Below are 17,107 nucleotides of genomic sequence, written 5' to 3' on the forward strand. Positions count from 1 at the left end.
GCTCAGCCCTGGGTCGCCCACCACTCCTTGAGCGCTGCGACCGCCGCCTCGTGCTCCATCGGTCCGTTCTCCAGACGCAGCTCCAGCAGGAACTTGTACGCCTGCCCGACGGCCGGCCCGGGCCGGATACCCAGGATCTCCTGGATCTGATTGCCGTCCAGGTCGGGACGGATCGAGTCCAGCTCCTCCTGTTCCTGGAGCTGCGCGATCCGCTCCTCCAGACCGTCATAGGCGCGCGAGAGCGCTCCGGCCTTGCGCTTGTTCCGCGTCGTGCAATCCGACCGGGTCAGCTTGTGCAGCCGCGAGAGCAGCGGGCCGGCATCGCGCACATAGCGACGGACCGCGGAGTCGGTCCACTCACCGGTTCCATAGCCGTGGAAGCGGAGATGGAGCTCCACCAGGCGCGAGACGTCCTTGATCATCTCGTTGGAGTACTTCAGCGCCGTCAGCCGCTTCTTGGTCATCTTCGCGCCGACCACCTCGTGGTGGTGGAACGAGACCCGCCCGTCCTTCTCGAAGCGACGGGTACGCGGCTTGCCGATGTCGTGTAGCAGAGCGGCCAGCCGCAGCACGAGATCGGGTCCGTCCTCCTCCAGGTCGATCGCCTGGTCGAGGACGGTCAGGGAGTGCTCGTAGACATCCTTGTGCCGGTGGTGCTCGTCGCTCTCGAGCCGCAGGGCCGGGAGCTCGGGCAGGACGTGTTCGGCGAGGCCGGTGTCGACCAGCAGACCGAGGCCCTTCCGGGGGTACGTGGAGAGCAGCAGCTTGTTGAACTCGTCACGGACCCGTTCGGCGGAGACGATCTCCAGTCGGCCGGCCATGTCGGTCATCGCCGTGACGACCTCGGGGGCCACCTCGAAGTCGAGCTGGGCGGCGAAGCGTGCCGCACGCATCATCCGCAGCGGGTCGTCGGAGAAGGACTCCTCGGGCGTTCCGGGCGTCCGCAGCAGCTGTGCGGCAAGGTCGTCGAGCCCACCGTGCGGATCGATGAACTCCTTCTCCGGGAGGGCCACGGCCATGGCGTTGACCGTGAAGTCACGCCGGACGAGGTCCTCCTCGATGGAGTCGCCGTAGGACACCTCGGGCTTACGCGAGGTCCGGTCGTACGCCTCGGAGCGGTACGTCGTCACCTCGATCTGGTAGCCGCTCTTCTGGCACCCGACCGTGCCGAAGGCGATCCCGACCTCCCAGACCGCGTCCGCCCACGGGCGGACGATCTTCAGGACGTCCTCAGGGCGGGCATCGGTGGTGAAATCGAGATCATTGCCGAGCCGGCCGAGCAACGCGTCCCGTACCGAGCCGCCGACCAGCGCGAGGCTGAACCCTGCCTCCTGGAAACGGACGGCGAGGTCGTCGGCGACAGGGGATACGCGCAGTAGTTCACTGACCGCGCGGCGTTGCACCTGGCTCAGTGCAGTCGGGGTGTCTTCGTTGGCGTTCGGCACAACAGAAAAGGGTACGTGCCCCGACCCGCGGCAGCGTCCCCGTTTTTCCTGCGGGCCGGCCCTCTCCTCGCATCAGCTGGAGCAGTCCCCGGCACTTGGCCACAGCGTGCCTCGTTACCATGCGTGGACACAGCAACGGCGAACCACCGACACCACTGATACGACGAGGACGGGCGAGCGCGTGGCCGAGGCGGCAGACATCCAGGGGACCGTTCCCTCACCTGCCCGTCGTTGGCTGCGGCGCACAGCGTCACTCCTCGCAGGCGCGCCGCTACTGGCGGGCCTCCTGCACGGCGCAGCCACGCCGGCAGCAGCTGTCGAGACGGCCAGCGGCTCCCGGACCGTCGATGTGTCTCTCGACACGCTCTCCCCGAGCGCACCGGTCGAGAGCGACACGCTCACCGTCTCCGGGAGGGTCACCAACCAGAGCAAGCAGACGGTCACCGATGCCACGGTGGACGTCAGGGTCGGCCCCCGAATGACGAGCCGGAGCGAGATCGACGCCGTCTCGGGGCGTACCGGCTTCCACCCCGCCAGCGATCCCGCGCCCCTGGGCGGCAGCTACAAGGTCGAGATCCCCCGACTGGCAGCCGGACTCAGCCAGGAGTTCACGCTCTCCGTGCCGGTCGCCAAGCTCGGGCTCAAGGACGGGGGCGTCTACCAGCTGGGCGTCTCCCTCACCGGGCAGACGCCCGCCCAGCTGGGGGAGCGGGTCCTCGGGATCGAGCGGACCTTCCTGCCCTACCAGCCCGAGGCGACGGAGAAGAAGACACAGCTCACCTACCTCTGGCCGCTGATCTCCTCGGCCCATGTATCGGCGGAGACCGGTACGGACGACCAGCAGACGCCGGTCTTCGAGAACGACGAGCTGGCCGCCGAGCTCGCTCCGGGCGGGCGCCTGGACCACATGGTGACGCTGGGCAAGGAACTCCCCGTCACCTGGGTGATCGACCCGGACCTGCTGGCCACGGTCGATGCCATGACGAAGAACTACCAGGTCAAGTCCGGCACGGAGACCGTGCCCGGCAGGAACCAGGCGGTCGCGGAGCGGTGGCTCGACGCGCTGGAGAAGGCCGTGGCGGGGCGCGAGGTCGTCGCGCTGCCGTTCGCCGACCCGGACATCGCTTCCCTCGCGCACCGGGGCAAGGACGTCCCCGGCTCCGTGAGCCACCTCCAGCCTGCGACGGAGCTGGCCGGGACGACCGTGGAGACGATCCTCCATGTGAAGCCGTCCACCGACTTCTCCTGGCCCGTCGACGGAGCCGTCGACCCCTCGATCATGGATGTCGCGACCTCGGCCGGTGCCCGCAAGGTCATCGCCCGATCGGACAGCTTCCGGGAAGACCTCCCGTACACCCCGACGGCGGCGCGGCCCGTCGGCGGCGGCACCACCGCCGTCGTCAGCGACGCCTATCTTTCGACGGCGTTCGAGGGCGACATGCTCCCCGCCGGCAACTCCACGCTCGCCGTCCAGGAGTTCCTGGCCCAGTCGCTCGCGGTGACCCTGGAACAGCCCGAACTGCAGCGCAGCATCGTGGTCGCTCCCCAGCGGATGCCGACCACGGCACAGGCGCAGAGCATGGCGAGCGCGCTGCGTGGCCTGTCGGCCCAGCGCTGGACCCAGTCCCAGGACCTGATCGCCGCCTCCGCGGCGAAGCCGGACCCGGACGCGAACACCAAGGTGCCCAGCGCCTCCCGCTACCCGCAGGCTCTGCGCAAGCAGGAGCTGCCGGTGCAGGCCTTCCGCGAGATGCAGGACACCCGCGGGGCGCTCGACGACTTCAAGGTCATCCTGACCCAGCCGGACCGTGTGGTGACACCGTTCGGCAACGCGATCAGCCGCGAGATGTCCACGTCCTGGCGCGGACAGGCGCCTGCGGCGGCGCTCTACCGGATCACGGTGCAGGACTACCTGCAGACCCTCTCCAAGGGGGTTCAGCTGATCAGCAAGTCGGACCTCACGCTCTCCGGCCGCAGCGCCACCATCCCGGTGACGGTCCAGAACAAGCTGCTGCAGGGTGTGGACAATCTGGTGCTGCGGCTGACCTCCAGCAACAAGACCCGTCTGAAGCTCAACGGCAGTGACGTCCACGAACTGCCCGTCAAGATCGACGGCGGGCACAGCCAGTCGGTGAAGTTCACCGCCTCGGCCAACGCCAACGGCCCGGTGCCGATGACGGCGCAGCTGTTCACCGCAGACGGCACGCCGTACGGACAGCCGATGAACTTCACGGTGAAGGTCTCCGAGATCACTCCGACCGTGATGCTCGTCATCGCCGGCGGTGTCCTGCTCCTGGTCCTCGCTGGCGCGCGGATGTACACGCAGCGCAAGCGCGCGGCGGCCAGGAGCGCCGAAGCGGAGGCCGCGGAGGACAACGATCCCGAGCAGCCGAGTGACCCGACACCGGACACCGGTCCCGAAAGCGGCGACCCGTCGGGCCCGGGTGAGAAAGTGGACCGTTGAGCGATGTCGTGGCCGGTCGGCCGGGGACGATGAGGTGGGGTAACCATGAACGCGCCGTACGACGGTGACCGCGGCCAGGGCGCGGGCGGCACCGAGCCGTCCGGTGGAACGCCCGCGGCGCCCCCGGGACCCGGCCAGACGCCGGCCCCCTCGCCGCAGCAGCCCATCCCGGACCCCTACGCCCAGAACCAGTACGCCCAGGACCCCTACGTCGAGGACGCGTACACCCACGATCCCTACCTGGCGCAGGATCTGTCCGCACAGGATCCGGTGGCCGAGGCGCTCTACGACCGTGCCGCCCACCCTCCGCCGCCGCCTGGCACGTACCAGGAGCCTCAGCCGCTCTACCAGCAGCCGGCCGCTCCGCAGCATGCCCCGGACCCCCGGGTCTGGGCACAGACCCCGGCACCCGAGCCGGACGGTCCCTCGCGCCATCTGCCGTACGGCGACGACCCCCGCACGGTCCAGTTCACCGGAGTCGACGACCTGGTGACCCGGGCCGGTGACGAGAAGCCCGAGCCGGACGCCTTCGCGCACCTCTACCGGGACCAGCAGACCCCCGGACAGGTGCCCTCGCCCGCTCCGGAGCCGAACCCGATGCCCGCCCCCGCCCCGAAGAAGTCCGGCCGCGCCTCCGGGCTGCTGAAGTCGAGCGCGGTGATGGCGGCCGGCACGCTGGTCTCCCGCCTCACCGGCTTCGTCCGCAGCCTGGTCATCACCGGCGCGCTGGGCGCCGCCCTGCTCGGTGACACCTTCACCATCGCGTACACGCTGCCGACGATGATCTACATCCTGACGGTCGGTGGCGGTCTCAACTCGGTGTTCGTGCCGCAGCTGGTCCGCTCGATGAAGAACGACGAGGACGGCGGCGAGGCCTACGCCAACCGACTGCTGACGCTGGTCATGGTGGCGCTCGGCGCGATCGTGGTCGCCGCCGTCTTCGCGGCGCCGCTGCTGATCCGGCTGATGTCGAACACCATCGCCGACGACGTGGCCGCCAACAGCGTGGCCGTCACCTTCGCCCGCTACTGCCTGCCCACGATCTTCTTCATGGGTGTGCATGTGGTGATGGGTCAGATCCTCAACGCCCGTGGCAAGTTCGGCGCCATGATGTGGACCCCGGTCCTCAACAACATCGTCATGATCGTCACGTTCGGTCTGTTCATCTGGGTCTACGGCACCTCCGGCGAGTCCCAGATGGGCGTCCAGACCATCCCGGACGACGGCATCCGCCTGCTCGGCATCGGCACCCTGCTCGGCCTGGTCGTCCAGGCTCTGGCGATGATTCCCTACCTCCGCGAGACGGGCTTCCGGTTCCGGCCCCGCTTCGACTGGAAGGGCCACGGCCTCGGCAAGACGGTCAAACTGGCCAAGTGGACCGTGCTGTTCGTGCTGGCCAACCAGGCCGGTGTCCTGGTCGTGACCCAGCTCGCCACCGCGGCCGGCGAGGAGTCCGGCAGGGACGGCGCCGGCTTCCTCGCGTACTCCAACGCCCAGTTGATCTGGGGTATGCCGCAGGCCATCATCACCGTCTCGGTCATGGCGGCGCTGCTGCCCCGCATCTCCCGCGCGGCCCACGACAACGACCCCGGCGCCGTCCGCGACGACATCTCGCAGGGTCTGCGGAACTCCGCCGTCGCGATCGTCCCGGTCGCCTTCGCCTTCCTCGCCCTCGGCGTCCCGATGAGCACCCTGCTTTACGCCTCCAGCGGGATCGAAGCGGCGCAGGGCATGGGCTTCATCCTGATGGCCTTCGGGCTCGGGCTCATCCCGTACTCGGTCCAGTACGTCGTCCTGCGCGGCTTCTACGCCTACGAGGACACCCGGACGCCCTTCTACAACACGGTCATCGTCGCCGCCGTCAACGCGGCCGCCTCGGCTGCCTGTTACTTCGTGCTGCCCGCCCGGTGGGCCGTCGTCGGCATGGCCGCCGCGTACGGTCTGGCCTACGCGGTCGGCGTCGGCGTCGCCTGGCGCCGTCTGCGCAACCGACTGGGCGGCGACCTGGACGGCGCCCACGTGATGCGGACCTACGCCCGCCTCTGCCTCGCCTCGCTGCCCGCCGCGATCGTGGCCGGAGCGGTGGGCTTCGGTCTGCTTAAGGTCGTCGGTGACGGCGCTCTCGGCTCGCTGGTGGCCCTGCTCATCGGCGGTGCGGTGCTGCTCGGGGTCTTCTTCGTGGCGGCGAAGCGGATGCGGATCGAGGAGCTGAACTCCATGGTCGGTATGGTCCGTGGGCGCCTGGGACGATAGGTAATCCGGTCCCGCACAACCATCGTCGGCCGCCGCGTGTCGTGCAGAGCGGCCGACTGTGGGCACAATTGGCTTGGCTGTTGGATGTGGCGCAACGGATGGGGAGGCAGGAACGACGGTGGCGGAACGTAGCACGGCTGCCGTCGACGTGGCCGACAACAGCGGTGACGACCCGCTGACCGCCAAGGCGGACAAGGCCGCGACCGACGGGGTGGCGGAAGCGCAGGACCAGGCGGAGAAGTCCGCCGAGGTCAAAGAGGACGAGGCCGGTACCCGGCAGAACGGCGAACAGCCCTCCATCGAGACACCCGAACTGCACAGCGGGCACAAGTTGGCCAGGCGTTACCGCCTGGAGGAGTGCGTCACTCGTCTGGACGGTTTCAGCAGTTGGCGTGCCGTCGACGAGAAACTGCGGCGGGCGGTCGGTGTCCATCTGCTGCCGGCCGACCACCCTCGGGCCCGATCGGTCCTCGCGGCGGCCCGTTCCTCGGCGCTGCTCGGAGACCCCCGGTTCGTCCAGGTCCTCGACGCCGTGGAAGAGAACGATCTCGTGTACGTGGTGCACGAGTGGCTTCCCGACTCCACCGAACTGACGACTCTGCTCGCCGCGGGCCCCCTGGAGCCGCACGACGCCTTTCAGCTCGTCAGCCAGGTCTCCCAGGCGATGGCCGCCGCACACCGCGAGGGCCTCGCCCACCTCCGCCTCACTCCGAGCGCGGTGCTGCGCAGCTCCACCGGCCAGTACCGGATCCGCGGCCTGGCCGTGAACGCCGCGCTGCGCGGGATCAGCGCGGAGCGCCCCCAGCGCGCCGACACCGAGGCGATCGGCGCCCTGCTGTACGCGGCGCTGACCCAGCGCTGGCCGTACGACAGTGACGCCTACGGCCTCTCCGGGCTCCCCAAGGGTGTGGGCCTCCTGGCCCCCGACCAGGTGCGGGCCGGCGTCCACCGCGGCCTCTCCGAGATCGCCATGCGCGCCCTGGCCAACGACGGGGCCACCGCCTCGCGCCAGGAGCCGCCCTGCACCACCCCGGACGAGCTCGCCAAGGCCGTGGCGGCGATGCCCCGCATCCGCCCGCCGGAGCCCGAGTTCCCCACTCCGCCCGAGTACCAGCGCACCACCTACCAGCAGGGCACGTACGGCCGCCCGCAGCAGCGCCCGGGCATCGCGGCCACCCAGCCCGTCATGGCACCTCCGGCCCCGCTGGAGAGCCGTACGGGCAGGGCTCTGAAGTGGGCCGTGTCGGCGCTGCTCATCGCCGCGCTCGGACTGGGCAGCTGGCAGATCGCGGACCGGCTGCTCGGCCGGAAGGACGCGACCGAGACTCCGCGGACGACTCAGCCGGAGAAGAACAACGAGGACGAGAAGGCACCCGAGACGGGCAAGCCGGTCGCCATCGTCGGCGCTCACGACTTCGACCCGGAGGGCGATGGCGCCGAGACTCCGTCGGAGATAGGGAACGCCTACGACGGCAATCCCTCGACGTCATGGCAGACGTCCATCTACTACGGGTACTCGAACTTCGGCAGGCTGAAGGAAGGCGTGGGCCTCGTTCTGGACCTCGGCTCGGTCCAGCAGGTCGGCAAGGTGGACGTCACGTTCGAAGGCACCACCTCCGTACAGCTGCGGCTGGCACCCGAGAACGCTTCGGACCAGCCCACGTCTGCCGACGGCTTCACCAGGCTGGCCCAGGGCTCCGGAACGCACGTACCGCTCGCCCCGCCGAAGGCGGTGAAGACGCGCTACGTTCTCGTCTGGCTGACCGACCTGCCCAGCAGCGAAGGCGGTTATCGCGGCAAGATCACGGATATCAAGATCACGAGCTGACGGCATCCGGGAGGGGGCTCACCGTTGGACGAAGCCATAGGGGGCGACATCAGCGACCAGGATCTCCTGGCGCGCCATGTCGCCGGCGATCCCGACGCCTTCGGTGAGCTTGTACGGCGACATCGCGATCGGCTCTGGGCGGTGGCCCTGCGAACGCTGGGAGACCGCGAGGAGGCCGCTGACGCCGTCCAGGACGCCCTTGTCTCCGCCTTCCGGGCCGCGCACACCTTCCGGGGGCAGTCGGCCGTCACGACCTGGCTGCACCGGATCACGGTGAACGCCTGTCTCGACCGTGCCCGCAAGACCGCCTCCCGCAAGACCTCTCCCATGGACGACACGGAACGCTTCGAGCAGCTCCTCGAACCCGCCGAGTCGGCCGAGGCCCCCGCCGAACGCCAGGACCTCCACCGCGAGCTGCTGGCCGCCCTCGCCAAACTCCCCGAGGACCAGCGCGCCGCGCTCGTCCTGGTGGACATGCAGGGCTACCCGGTGGCGGAGGCGGCCCGCATCCTTGATGTCCCCACCGGAACGGTGAAAAGCCGCTGTGCGCGAGGGCGGGCCCGGTTGCTGCCGATGCTCATCCATCTGCGCGCAGATACGGGGGGTAACGAGGCCTCCGACCGGGGAAGGAACCGGACGCCGGGGACATCCGTCCCACCGGTGTCGGGGCCAACGGATAACGGATCGAATGGTCCGGCTGCTGTGAAGGGCGGAGGTGGGCGCGCGTGACTTCCACGACCGGCAGGGCCGACACAACACAGCACCCGGACGTCTCGGAGATCTCCGATCTCACCGAGGGGCTGCTCTCTCCGTCCCGCACCGCTGCGGTACGACAGCATCTCGCCGACTGTTCCCTGTGCGCGGATGTACGGACCTCCCTGGAGGAGATCCGCGGGCTGCTCGGCACTCTCCCCGGCCCGCCGCGGATGCCCGCCGAGATCGCCGGCCGCATCGACGCCGCCCTGGCAGCGGAAGCGCTCCTGAACGCCACCACGCCGGATGCCGACGCGCATGTTTCACGTGAAACACCGAGCGCCCCGGCTCCGCACCCCAGCCCGGCTCCCGCCGCCACGGACCGTCCTGCCGGCCGCCCTCGCGCCGCCACCGGCCCGGGCCGCCACAAGAATCGACGCCGCCGAATCGCCGCCCTCGGCGCGGTCTTCGGTGCCGCAGCACTGGGCATGGGTCTCTTCTTCGTCCAGGGCGGGCTCCAGACGCTCAGTGGCGAGTCGGACGTCAAGAAGACCGACACCGCCGCCAGCGGAGTCGCCACGGATCAGTTCGACGGCCGGTCGGTCGAGTCCCGGATCCAGGAGCTCCTGCAGCCGCAGGGCACTCTCAAGGACCCCGGCGGCATGCCCCCGGAATCCCTGTCTACCGAGAACGGCGGTGACGCCACCAAGCGAGGCATGGCGGAGCCTCTGCCCAGCTGCGTCAAGGCCGGTACAGGCCGGGCCGACCCGGTTCTCGCCTTCCAGAAGGGCGACTACCAGGGCACCCCTGCCTATCTCGTCGTGCTGCCTCAGGGAACCGAGGGCACCCATGTGCAGGCCTTTGTGCTGGACGCTTCCTGTGCCGACGGCGGAGGACAGGCCAAGGCCGAGGTTCTGATGACGAGGGCCTACCCCCGGTCCTGACAGAGACGCCGTGCCGCACGGCGGTCTCGGGAATGCTCGCCCCGTAGGATCCGTTGGGTGGGGTGAGAGTCACCGATCGACCGCCCCGTAGGTAGTAGGCAGTCTGCAGAGACGAGGAAGAAACCCGTGAGCGACGTCCGTAACGTGATCATCATCGGCTCCGGGCCCGCGGGTTACACCGCTGCGCTCTACACAGCGCGTGCGTCGCTGAAGCCGCTGGTCTTCGAGGGTGCTGTCACCGCTGGTGGCGCACTGATGAACACGACCGACGTGGAGAACTTCCCCGGCTTCCGTGACGGCATCATGGGCCCGGACCTGATGGACAACATGCGCGCCCAGGCCGAGCGCTTCGGCGCCGAGCTGGTCCCTGACGATGTCGTCGCCGTGGACCTCACCGGCGAGATCAAGACCGTCACGGACACCGCCGGCACCGTGCACCGCGCGAAGGCCGTCATCGTCACCACCGGTTCGCAGCACCGCAAGCTCGGTCTGCCGAAGGAGGACGAGCTCTCCGGCCGCGGTGTCTCCTGGTGCGCCACCTGCGACGGGTTCTTCTTCAAGGACCAGGACATCGCCGTCGTCGGCGGCGGCGACACCGCGATGGAGGAGGCCACGTTCCTCTCGCGCTTCGCCAAGTCCGTCACGATCGTTCACCGTCGGGACTCTCTGCGCGCCTCCAAGGCGATGCAGGAGCGCGCCTTCGCCGACCCGAAGATCAAGTTCGCCTGGGACAGCGAGGTCGCCGAGATCCACGGCGACCAGAAGCTCTCCGGTCTGACCCTGCGCAACACCAAGACGGGCGAGACCAGCGAGCTGCCGGTGACCGGTCTCTTCATCGCCGTGGGCCACGACCCGCGCACCGAGCTCTTCAAGGGCCAGCTGGAGCTGGACGAGGAGGGCTACCTCAAGGTCGACGCCCCGTCGACGCGGACGAACCTCTCCGGTGTCTTCGGTGCCGGTGACGTCGTCGACCACACCTACCGTCAGGCGATCACCGCCGCCGGCACCGGCTGCTCCTCCGCGCTCGACGCCGAGCGATACCTGGCCGCCCTCGCCGACAACGAGAAGGTCGCCGAGCCGGCGACGACCCCCGTGGTCTGACCCACCCCGGCTTCCCCACCCCACACCCCGCGAAGTTAAGGAGGTCGCCGTGGCCGGCGCCCTGAAGAACGTGACCGACGCTTCCTTCGAGGAGGACGTCCTCAAGAGCGACAAGCCCGTCCTGGTGGACTTCTGGGCCGCCTGGTGCGGGCCGTGCCGCCAGATCGCCCCGTCGCTCGAGGCGATCGCCGCCGAGCACGGCGAGATCGAGGTCGTGAAGCTCAACATCGACGAGAACCCGGCCACGGCTGCCAAGTACGGCGTCATGTCCATCCCGACGCTCAACGTCTACCAGGGCGGCGAGGTCGTGAAGACGATCGTCGGTGCCAAGCCGAAGGCCGCGATCCTCCGTGACCTCGAGGGCTTCGTCGAGGCCACCGCCTGACGCCTCTGTTTCACGTGAAACACGAACGGCCCGCCTCCGGTTGGAGGCGGGCCGTTGTCGTCGTCGGAGGGGCCGTCCTCAGAGGGGCCGCAGCGCCGGTTCCTTCTGGACGGCGCCCAGGAGCCGGTCCAGCGCCAGCTCGACGTCCTCCTTCCAGGAGAGCGTCGTCCTGAGCTCCAGCCTCAGCCGCGGATGGCTCGGATGAGGTCGCACGGTCTTGAAGCCCACAGCGAGAAGATGCTCCGCCGGCAGTACACAGGCCGGCTCCTTCCATCGCGCATCCCCGAACGCCTCGATCGCCTTGAAGCCGCGCCTCAGCAAGTCCTTCGCGACGGTCTGCACCATCATCCGGCCGAGCCCCTGCCCCTGGTACCCCGGCATGATCCAGGCCGTCATCAACTGCACCGAGTCCGCGGAGACCGGACTCGTGGGGAAAGCCATGGAGCGCGGCACATAGGCCGGGGGTGCGTAGAGAACGAAGCCGACAGGGACCTCATCCACATAGACCACCCGCCCGCAGGATCCCCACTCCAGCAGCACCGCGGAGATCCAGGCTTCCTTCTCCAACTCCGGCCGGCCGGCCTTCACTGCGGCCTCCCCACTCACGGGGTCCAGCTCCCAGAAGACGCAGGAGCGGCACCGTTTGGGGAGGTCCGGAAGGTTGTCCAGAGTGAGCGGTACGAGCCGACGCCCCACGGCTGTTCCTCGCTTCCCACGGCCATCGCAGTGATGGATACGCCCTGACAGAATCGTATCGATGGGGCGATCAGGGCGATACCGCACTCAGGCAAAGGGCGGGCCGTGTCCCGGCTTTCACCGGAAAACGGCCCGCCCTGAAGCTCCAGAAGGGCAGATCAGCCCTCGTCGTCTTCCTCGCCCTGCTCGGAGTTCACCTGGTCCAGGACCCGCCCCTCACCCGGAGCAAGGGTCGAGAGGATCCGGTCCAGATCCTCTATCGAGGCGAACTCGACGACGATCTTTCCCTTCTTCTGCCCCAGGTCGACCTTCACGCGGGTCTCGAAGCGATCGGAGAGCCGGGTGGCCAGACCCGTCAGTGCCGGGGAGACACGCGCCCCCGCCCTCGGCCCCTTCGCCTTCGTCGTGGCGGTGGGCTCGGAGCCCATCAGCGTCACGATCTCCTCGACCGCGCGGACCGAGAGTCCCTCGGCCACGATCCGGTACGCCAGCTTGTCCTGGGTCTCCGGGTCCTCCACGGAGAGCAGGGCGCGGGCATGGCCGGCCGAGAGCACACCGGCCGCGACCCGTCGCTGGACCGGAGGCGACAGCCGCAGCAGACGCAGCGTGTTGGAGACCTGCGGACGCGAGCGCCCGATCCGGTCGGCCAGCTGGTCATGGGTGCAGTTGAAGTCCTTGAGCAGCTGGTCGTAGGCGGCGGCCTCTTCCAGCGGGTTCAGCTGCGCCCGGTGAAGGTTCTCCAGGAGGGCATCCAGGAGAAGCTTCTCGTCCTCCGTGGCACGAACGATCGCGGGGATGCGCTCCAGGCCGGCCTCACGGCACGCCCTCCAGCGGCGCTCACCCATGATGAGTTCATAGCGCTCGGCACCCAGCTGCCGTACGACGACCGGCTGGAGCAGACCGACCTCCTTGATGGAGGTGACCAGCTCGGCCAGAGCGTCCTCGTCGAAGACCTCACGCGGCTGCTTCGGGTTGGGCGTGATGAAGTCCAGCGGCAGCTCGGCGAAGTGCGCCCCGGCGGGGGACTCCGGCTCCACGACCGACACGGCCTCGATCACCGGGACAACCGAGTCTGGGGACTGCGGGCTCTGAGGAAGGGTCGCCACCTTCGCGGCAGCCACACCTCGCTCCGAGGGCAGGGCCGGAACGGCTCCGGGGGAGGCGGAGCCCGTCCCCACACCGGCGGTCGGCGCCTGCCGCTCCTGGGGAGCAGCAGGGATCAGCGCACCGAGCCCACGCCCCAACCCCCTACGTCGCTCACTCACTGAATCCCTCCGACATGCTTGGCTGGCTGTTCTGGTGGCCCACGTGGGCGTGCTGGGGGTCGTACTGGATGCCGACACCCCGCATCGCGATCTCACGGGCCGCCTCGAGATACGACAGCGAACCACTCGAGCCCGGGTCGTAGGTGAGGACGGTCTGGCCGTAGCTCGGCGCCTCGGAGATGCGCACGGATCGCGGGATGCTGGTCCGCAGCACCTCCTCGCCGAAGTGGGTGCGCACCTCGTCGGCGACCTGCGAGGCAAGCCTCGTCCGGCCGTCGTACATGGTGAGCAGGATCGTCGAGACATGAAGCGTGGGGTTGAGGTGCCCACGCACCAGGTCGACGTTCCGCAGGAGCTGGCCCAGGCCCTCCAGCGCGTAGTACTCGCACTGGATCGGGATCAGCACCTCGGCCCCCGCCACCATGGCGTTGACCGTCAGCAGGCCGAGCGAGGGCGGGCAGTCGATCAGGATGTAGTCCAGCGGCTGCTCGTACGCCTGGATCGCTCGCTGCAGTCGACTCTCCCGCGCCACCAACGACACCAGCTCGATCTCCGCACCGGCGAGATCGATGGTGGCGGGAGCGCAGAAGAGACCTTCGACGTCCTGAACGGGCTGCACCACGTCGGAGAGCGGCTTGCTCTCCACCAGGACGTCATAGATCGAGGGAACTTCGGAATGGTGGTCGATACCCAGGGCCGTGGAGGCGTTCCCCTGCGGGTCGAGGTCGATGACCAGGACACGCGCCCCATGCAGCGCCAGGGAGGCGGCAAGGTTGACCGTCGTGGTCGTCTTGCCGACACCGCCCTTCTGGTTGGCAACCACCATCACGCGTGTCTGTGCAGGCCGGGGAAGACCCTCGCCGGCACGCCCCAGTGCCTCTACTGCCAGTTGGGCAGCACGACCAATGGGGGTGTCGTCCATCGGGGGCGGTGTTTCACGTGAAACATCCTCCCCCACCGATTCGGTTCGGGGACCGGGGACCGGATCGGTCATCGGTCCCGCGATGTTGGCGTCGGACCGCAAGGATTCACTCTCCTCGGCTTCAGGCTCGCGATGAGCAGAGCCTGCCATGCTTTCGGGGTCGTGAACCAGCGAGGCCCGTGGTTCTGTGGAGGAATCCACCTCTGTGGACAATCCCGTACCCCTTGCGAGTGGCTTCGCGAGAGGTTTGCGGTCCCGTGGCGTGGCAGCCGCGCGGCCGCGGCTGATGATCCCCTGCAGCAGTGAGCGACGTTTCACGTGAAACACGATGCACGCGCCGCTCACCCAGGACTGCTCGACACTCCGAAATACGTACGTATGGCAGCTTGTACGGCTCAGTCGCGCCGCGTTGACGGCTCAGTCACGTCGTATTGACGGCTCAGCGACGACGACGTGTGCGGCTGGGACGGGCGGCCTTGGCGCGCTTTGCGGCGAACCTCACACCGCCCGGGCTCTCGCCGACCTCCACTCGGACGACCGTCGACAGGGGATCAACGATGCCCTCGCCGACCTGAACCACGGAGGTCCCCACCACACCGAGCTTGGAGAGCGCGGCTCGGGCGCCGTCGATCTCCTCCTCGGCCGTGTCGCCCTTGAGTGCCAGCATCTCTCCGTACGGACGGAGCAGCGGGACTCCCCAGCCGGCCAGCCGGTCCAGCGGCGCCACGGCGCGAGCGGTCACGACATGCACGGGCGGAAGCTTGCCGAGCATCTCCTCGGCACGGCCGCGCACCACGGTGACATGGTCCAGGCCCAGCAGCTCCACGACCTCCTGGAGGAAGTTCGTACGGCGGAGCAGCGGCTCCAGGAGCGTGATCTTCAGGTCCGGCCGTACGAGGGCCAGGGGGATACCGGGCAGCCCGGCGCCCGAGCCGACGTCGCACACGGTGACGCCCTCGGGCACCACCTCGGAGAGCACCGCACAGTTCAGCAGGTGCCTCTCCCACAGCCGGGGAACCTCACGCGGGCCGATCAGCCCACGCTTGACGCCCGCGTCCGCGAGGAGCTCCGCGTACCGGACGGCCTCCGGGAAGAACTCACCGAATACCGTCCGCGCCTGTTCGGGCGCAGGGGGGAGCTCCGCTGCCTCCGTCACGGGAACCGTCCTTCCGCACCGCACACATAGGTGCGAGCGCACTGTGGTGGCTGACTATCAGGCTGACAAGATCGGCCCCGCCTGCGAGCAGACGGGGCCGACACTGCGAGAGGGGTCAGGCAGGGAGTACGACGACGAAGCGCTGCGGCTCCTCGCCCTCGGACTCGCTGCGCAGACCGGCCGCGGCGACCGCGTCGTGCACGACCTTGCGCTCGAACGGCGTCATCGGGTCCAGCTTGACCGGCTCGCCGGTCGACTTCACCTCGGACGCGGCCTTGGCACCGATCTCGGCGAGCTCCGCGCGCTTCTTGGCGCGGAACCCGGCGATGTCGAGCATCAGCCGGCTACGGTCACCGGTCTCCCGGTGCACGGCCAGGCGGGTCAGCTCCTGGAGCGCCTCCAGCACCTCGCCGTCACGGCCCACGAGCTTCTGCAGGTCGCGGCTGCTCGAGTCGCTGACGATCGAGACCGCCGCACGGTCCGCCTCGACGTCCATGTCGATGTCGCCGTCGAGGTCGGCGATGTCGAGCAGACCCTCGAGGTAGTCAGCCGCGATCTCACCCTCCTGCTCGAGGCGGGTCAGGGTGTCGCCACCCTCGGCGGCGGCGGAGATGGTGCCTTCCGTCACGGATGGACTCCTTCTACTTCTTGGACGACGGGTGCTTCGGGCGCTGCTGGCCCTTGCGCTGACCGGACTTGGCCTGACGATTGCCTCCGGAGTTGGCCCGGCTCGGGCGCGTGGGCTTGTCGCCCTCCGCCGAGTCCTTGGCCTCGCCCTTGACCTCGTCCTGCGGCTTCTTCTCCAGCGAGGTGGTGGGCTTCTCGCCGGGCTCCTCGGAATCCGCGACGTCCTCGGCCTTCGCCGTGGAGTGCTGGGCCGCGGCCTGACGCTTGGCCTTGGTCTGGCGCTTGGGCTGCTGACGCTTGGCGGCGGCACCGCCCTCGACCTCGGCGGCGACGGTGTCGCTCTTGATCACGGTGCCGTCGGCCTGGGGCGCGAAGCCGGCCTTGGCCAGACCCGAGAAGAAGCGGCGCTCGTTCTCGTTGCGATCGGCGCCCTTGGCGACGATGGCCTTGACGATGTTCTTCCGACGGCGGCCGCGGACCTCACCGTGCGAGCCGACGCTCTTCAGCAGGCGCTGGAGGTAGGCGTCCTGGGCCTTGCTGCCGGGGGTGGGGTTCTGGCTGATCACGTACATCTGCTGGCCCATGGTCCACACGTTGGTGGTCAGCCAGTAGACGAGGACACCGACGGGGAAGTTGATGCCCATGACGGCGAAGATCACCGGGAAGATGTACATGAGCATCTTCTGCTGCTGCATGTACGGCGTCTTCACCGAGAGGTCGACGTTCTTCATCATCAGCTGGCGCTGCGTGTAGAACTGCGAGGCCGACATCAGGACGATCATGACCGCGGTGACGATGCGGACCGAGGTGATCGACGCGTCGAGAGCGGCGGCCTCAGCGGCGCTGTCGGTGAAGGTGGCGGCCAGCGGGGCACCGAAGATGTGCGCCTGGCGGGCACTCTCGAGCAGCGGCTGATCGATGACGCCGATCGTCTTGCCCTCGGCGATGTGGGACAGCACCGAGTAAAGGGCGAAGAAGAACGGCGACTGCGCCAGGATGGGAAGGCACGAGGAGAGCGGGTTGGTACCCGTCTCCTTGTACAGCTTCATCATCTCTTCGGACTGACGCTGCTTGTCGCTCTTGTAGCGCTCCTGGATCGCCTTCATCTTCGGCTGGAGCGCCTGCATGTTCCGCGTCGACTTGATCTGCTTCACGAAGAGCGGGATCAGACAGATACGGATCAGCACCACGAGGGACACGATCGACAGGCCCCAGGCCCAGCCCGTGTCAGGGCCGAAGATCGCCCCATACAGCGTGTGGAACTGGACGATCACCCATGAGACAGGTGTGGTGATGAAGCTGAAGAAATTGGCAATCGTGTCCACTAA

14 protein-coding genes are annotated in these 17,107 nt (G+C 68.8%); 7 read left to right on the forward strand and 7 right to left on the reverse strand.

Going from position 1 to position 17,107, the window contains the following annotated elements:
* Window positions 1-2 precede the first annotated feature (2 nt).
* Window positions 3-1,445 carry a CCA tRNA nucleotidyltransferase gene (locus ACZ561_RS21575; RefSeq protein WP_470997453.1) on the reverse strand — a complete coding sequence of 481 codons (1,443 nt, stop codon included), beginning with the start codon at window positions 1,443-1,445 and terminating at the stop codon, window positions 3-5.
* Between the two features lie 181 nt (window positions 1,446-1,626).
* Between ACZ561_RS21575 and ACZ561_RS21580 the strand changes: the two genes are divergently transcribed.
* The 7 genes from ACZ561_RS21580 (at window position 1,627) to trxA (ending at window position 11,113) form a co-directional block, all read left to right on the forward strand.
* Window positions 1,627-3,909: a DUF6049 family protein gene (locus tag ACZ561_RS21580; protein WP_470997456.1), complete on the forward strand. Its 2,283-nt coding sequence runs from the start codon at window positions 1,627-1,629 to the stop codon at window positions 3,907-3,909.
* Between the two features lie 45 nt (window positions 3,910-3,954).
* Window positions 3,955-6,162, forward strand: a complete 2,208-nt coding sequence (gene murJ / locus ACZ561_RS21585) for a murein biosynthesis integral membrane protein MurJ (protein ID WP_470997459.1) — start codon at window positions 3,955-3,957, stop codon at window positions 6,160-6,162.
* Between the two features lie 118 nt (window positions 6,163-6,280).
* A complete protein-coding gene (locus ACZ561_RS21590) occupies window positions 6,281-7,990 on the forward strand; it encodes a protein kinase family protein (RefSeq protein ID WP_470997462.1) in 1,710 nt (569 codons plus the stop codon).
* Between the two features lie 24 nt (window positions 7,991-8,014).
* Window positions 8,015-8,719: an RNA polymerase sigma factor SigM gene (gene sigM, locus ACZ561_RS21595; RefSeq protein ID WP_470997465.1), complete on the forward strand. Its 705-nt coding sequence runs from the start codon at window positions 8,015-8,017 to the stop codon at window positions 8,717-8,719.
* A complete protein-coding gene (locus ACZ561_RS21600; protein WP_470997468.1) occupies window positions 8,716-9,627 on the forward strand; it encodes an anti-sigma factor in 912 nt (303 codons plus the stop codon). The genes sigM and ACZ561_RS21600 overlap by 4 nt, the downstream gene beginning before the upstream one ends.
* Window positions 9,628-9,753: 126 nt before the next feature.
* Entirely contained in the window at window positions 9,754-10,728 is a 975-nt protein-coding gene (gene trxB / locus ACZ561_RS21605) for a thioredoxin-disulfide reductase (RefSeq protein WP_470997471.1), read from the forward strand.
* A 49-nt stretch (window positions 10,729-10,777) separates the two neighbouring features.
* Window positions 10,778-11,113, forward strand: coding sequence for a thioredoxin (gene trxA / locus ACZ561_RS21610; RefSeq protein ID WP_376439055.1), 336 nt, complete (start codon window positions 10,778-10,780; stop codon window positions 11,111-11,113).
* 78 nt (window positions 11,114-11,191) lie between these two features.
* On the opposite strand, the gene ACZ561_RS21615 is transcribed toward trxA, so the two are convergent.
* From ACZ561_RS21615 to yidC, 6 genes are all read right to left on the reverse strand, one after another.
* Window positions 11,192-11,809 carry a GNAT family N-acetyltransferase gene (locus ACZ561_RS21615; RefSeq protein ID WP_376439053.1) on the reverse strand — a complete coding sequence of 206 codons (618 nt, stop codon included), beginning with the start codon at window positions 11,807-11,809 and terminating at the stop codon, window positions 11,192-11,194.
* A gap of 158 nt (window positions 11,810-11,967) precedes the next feature.
* A complete protein-coding gene (locus tag ACZ561_RS21620) occupies window positions 11,968-13,074 on the reverse strand; it encodes a ParB/RepB/Spo0J family partition protein (RefSeq protein WP_470997475.1) in 1,107 nt (368 codons plus the stop codon).
* Window positions 13,067-14,146: a ParA family protein gene (locus ACZ561_RS21625; RefSeq protein ID WP_470998526.1), complete on the reverse strand. Its 1,080-nt coding sequence runs from the start codon at window positions 14,144-14,146 to the stop codon at window positions 13,067-13,069. The genes ACZ561_RS21620 and ACZ561_RS21625 overlap by 8 nt, the downstream gene beginning before the upstream one ends.
* Window positions 14,147-14,435: 289 nt before the next feature.
* Window positions 14,436-15,152, reverse strand: coding sequence for a 16S rRNA (guanine(527)-N(7))-methyltransferase RsmG (rsmG, locus tag ACZ561_RS21630; RefSeq protein WP_376439047.1), 717 nt, complete (start codon window positions 15,150-15,152; stop codon window positions 14,436-14,438).
* A gap of 115 nt (window positions 15,153-15,267) precedes the next feature.
* Entirely contained in the window at window positions 15,268-15,780 is a 513-nt protein-coding gene (locus ACZ561_RS21635; RefSeq protein ID WP_376439044.1) for a Jag family protein, read from the reverse strand.
* Between the two features lie 13 nt (window positions 15,781-15,793).
* On the reverse strand, window positions 15,794-17,104 hold the full coding sequence (gene yidC, locus ACZ561_RS21640) for a membrane protein insertase YidC (protein ID WP_470997480.1): 1,311 nt from the start codon (window positions 17,102-17,104) through the stop codon (window positions 15,794-15,796).
* Window positions 17,105-17,107 lie beyond the last annotated feature (3 nt).

The organism is Streptomyces sp. NPDC039609 (genome assembly GCF_055596705.1).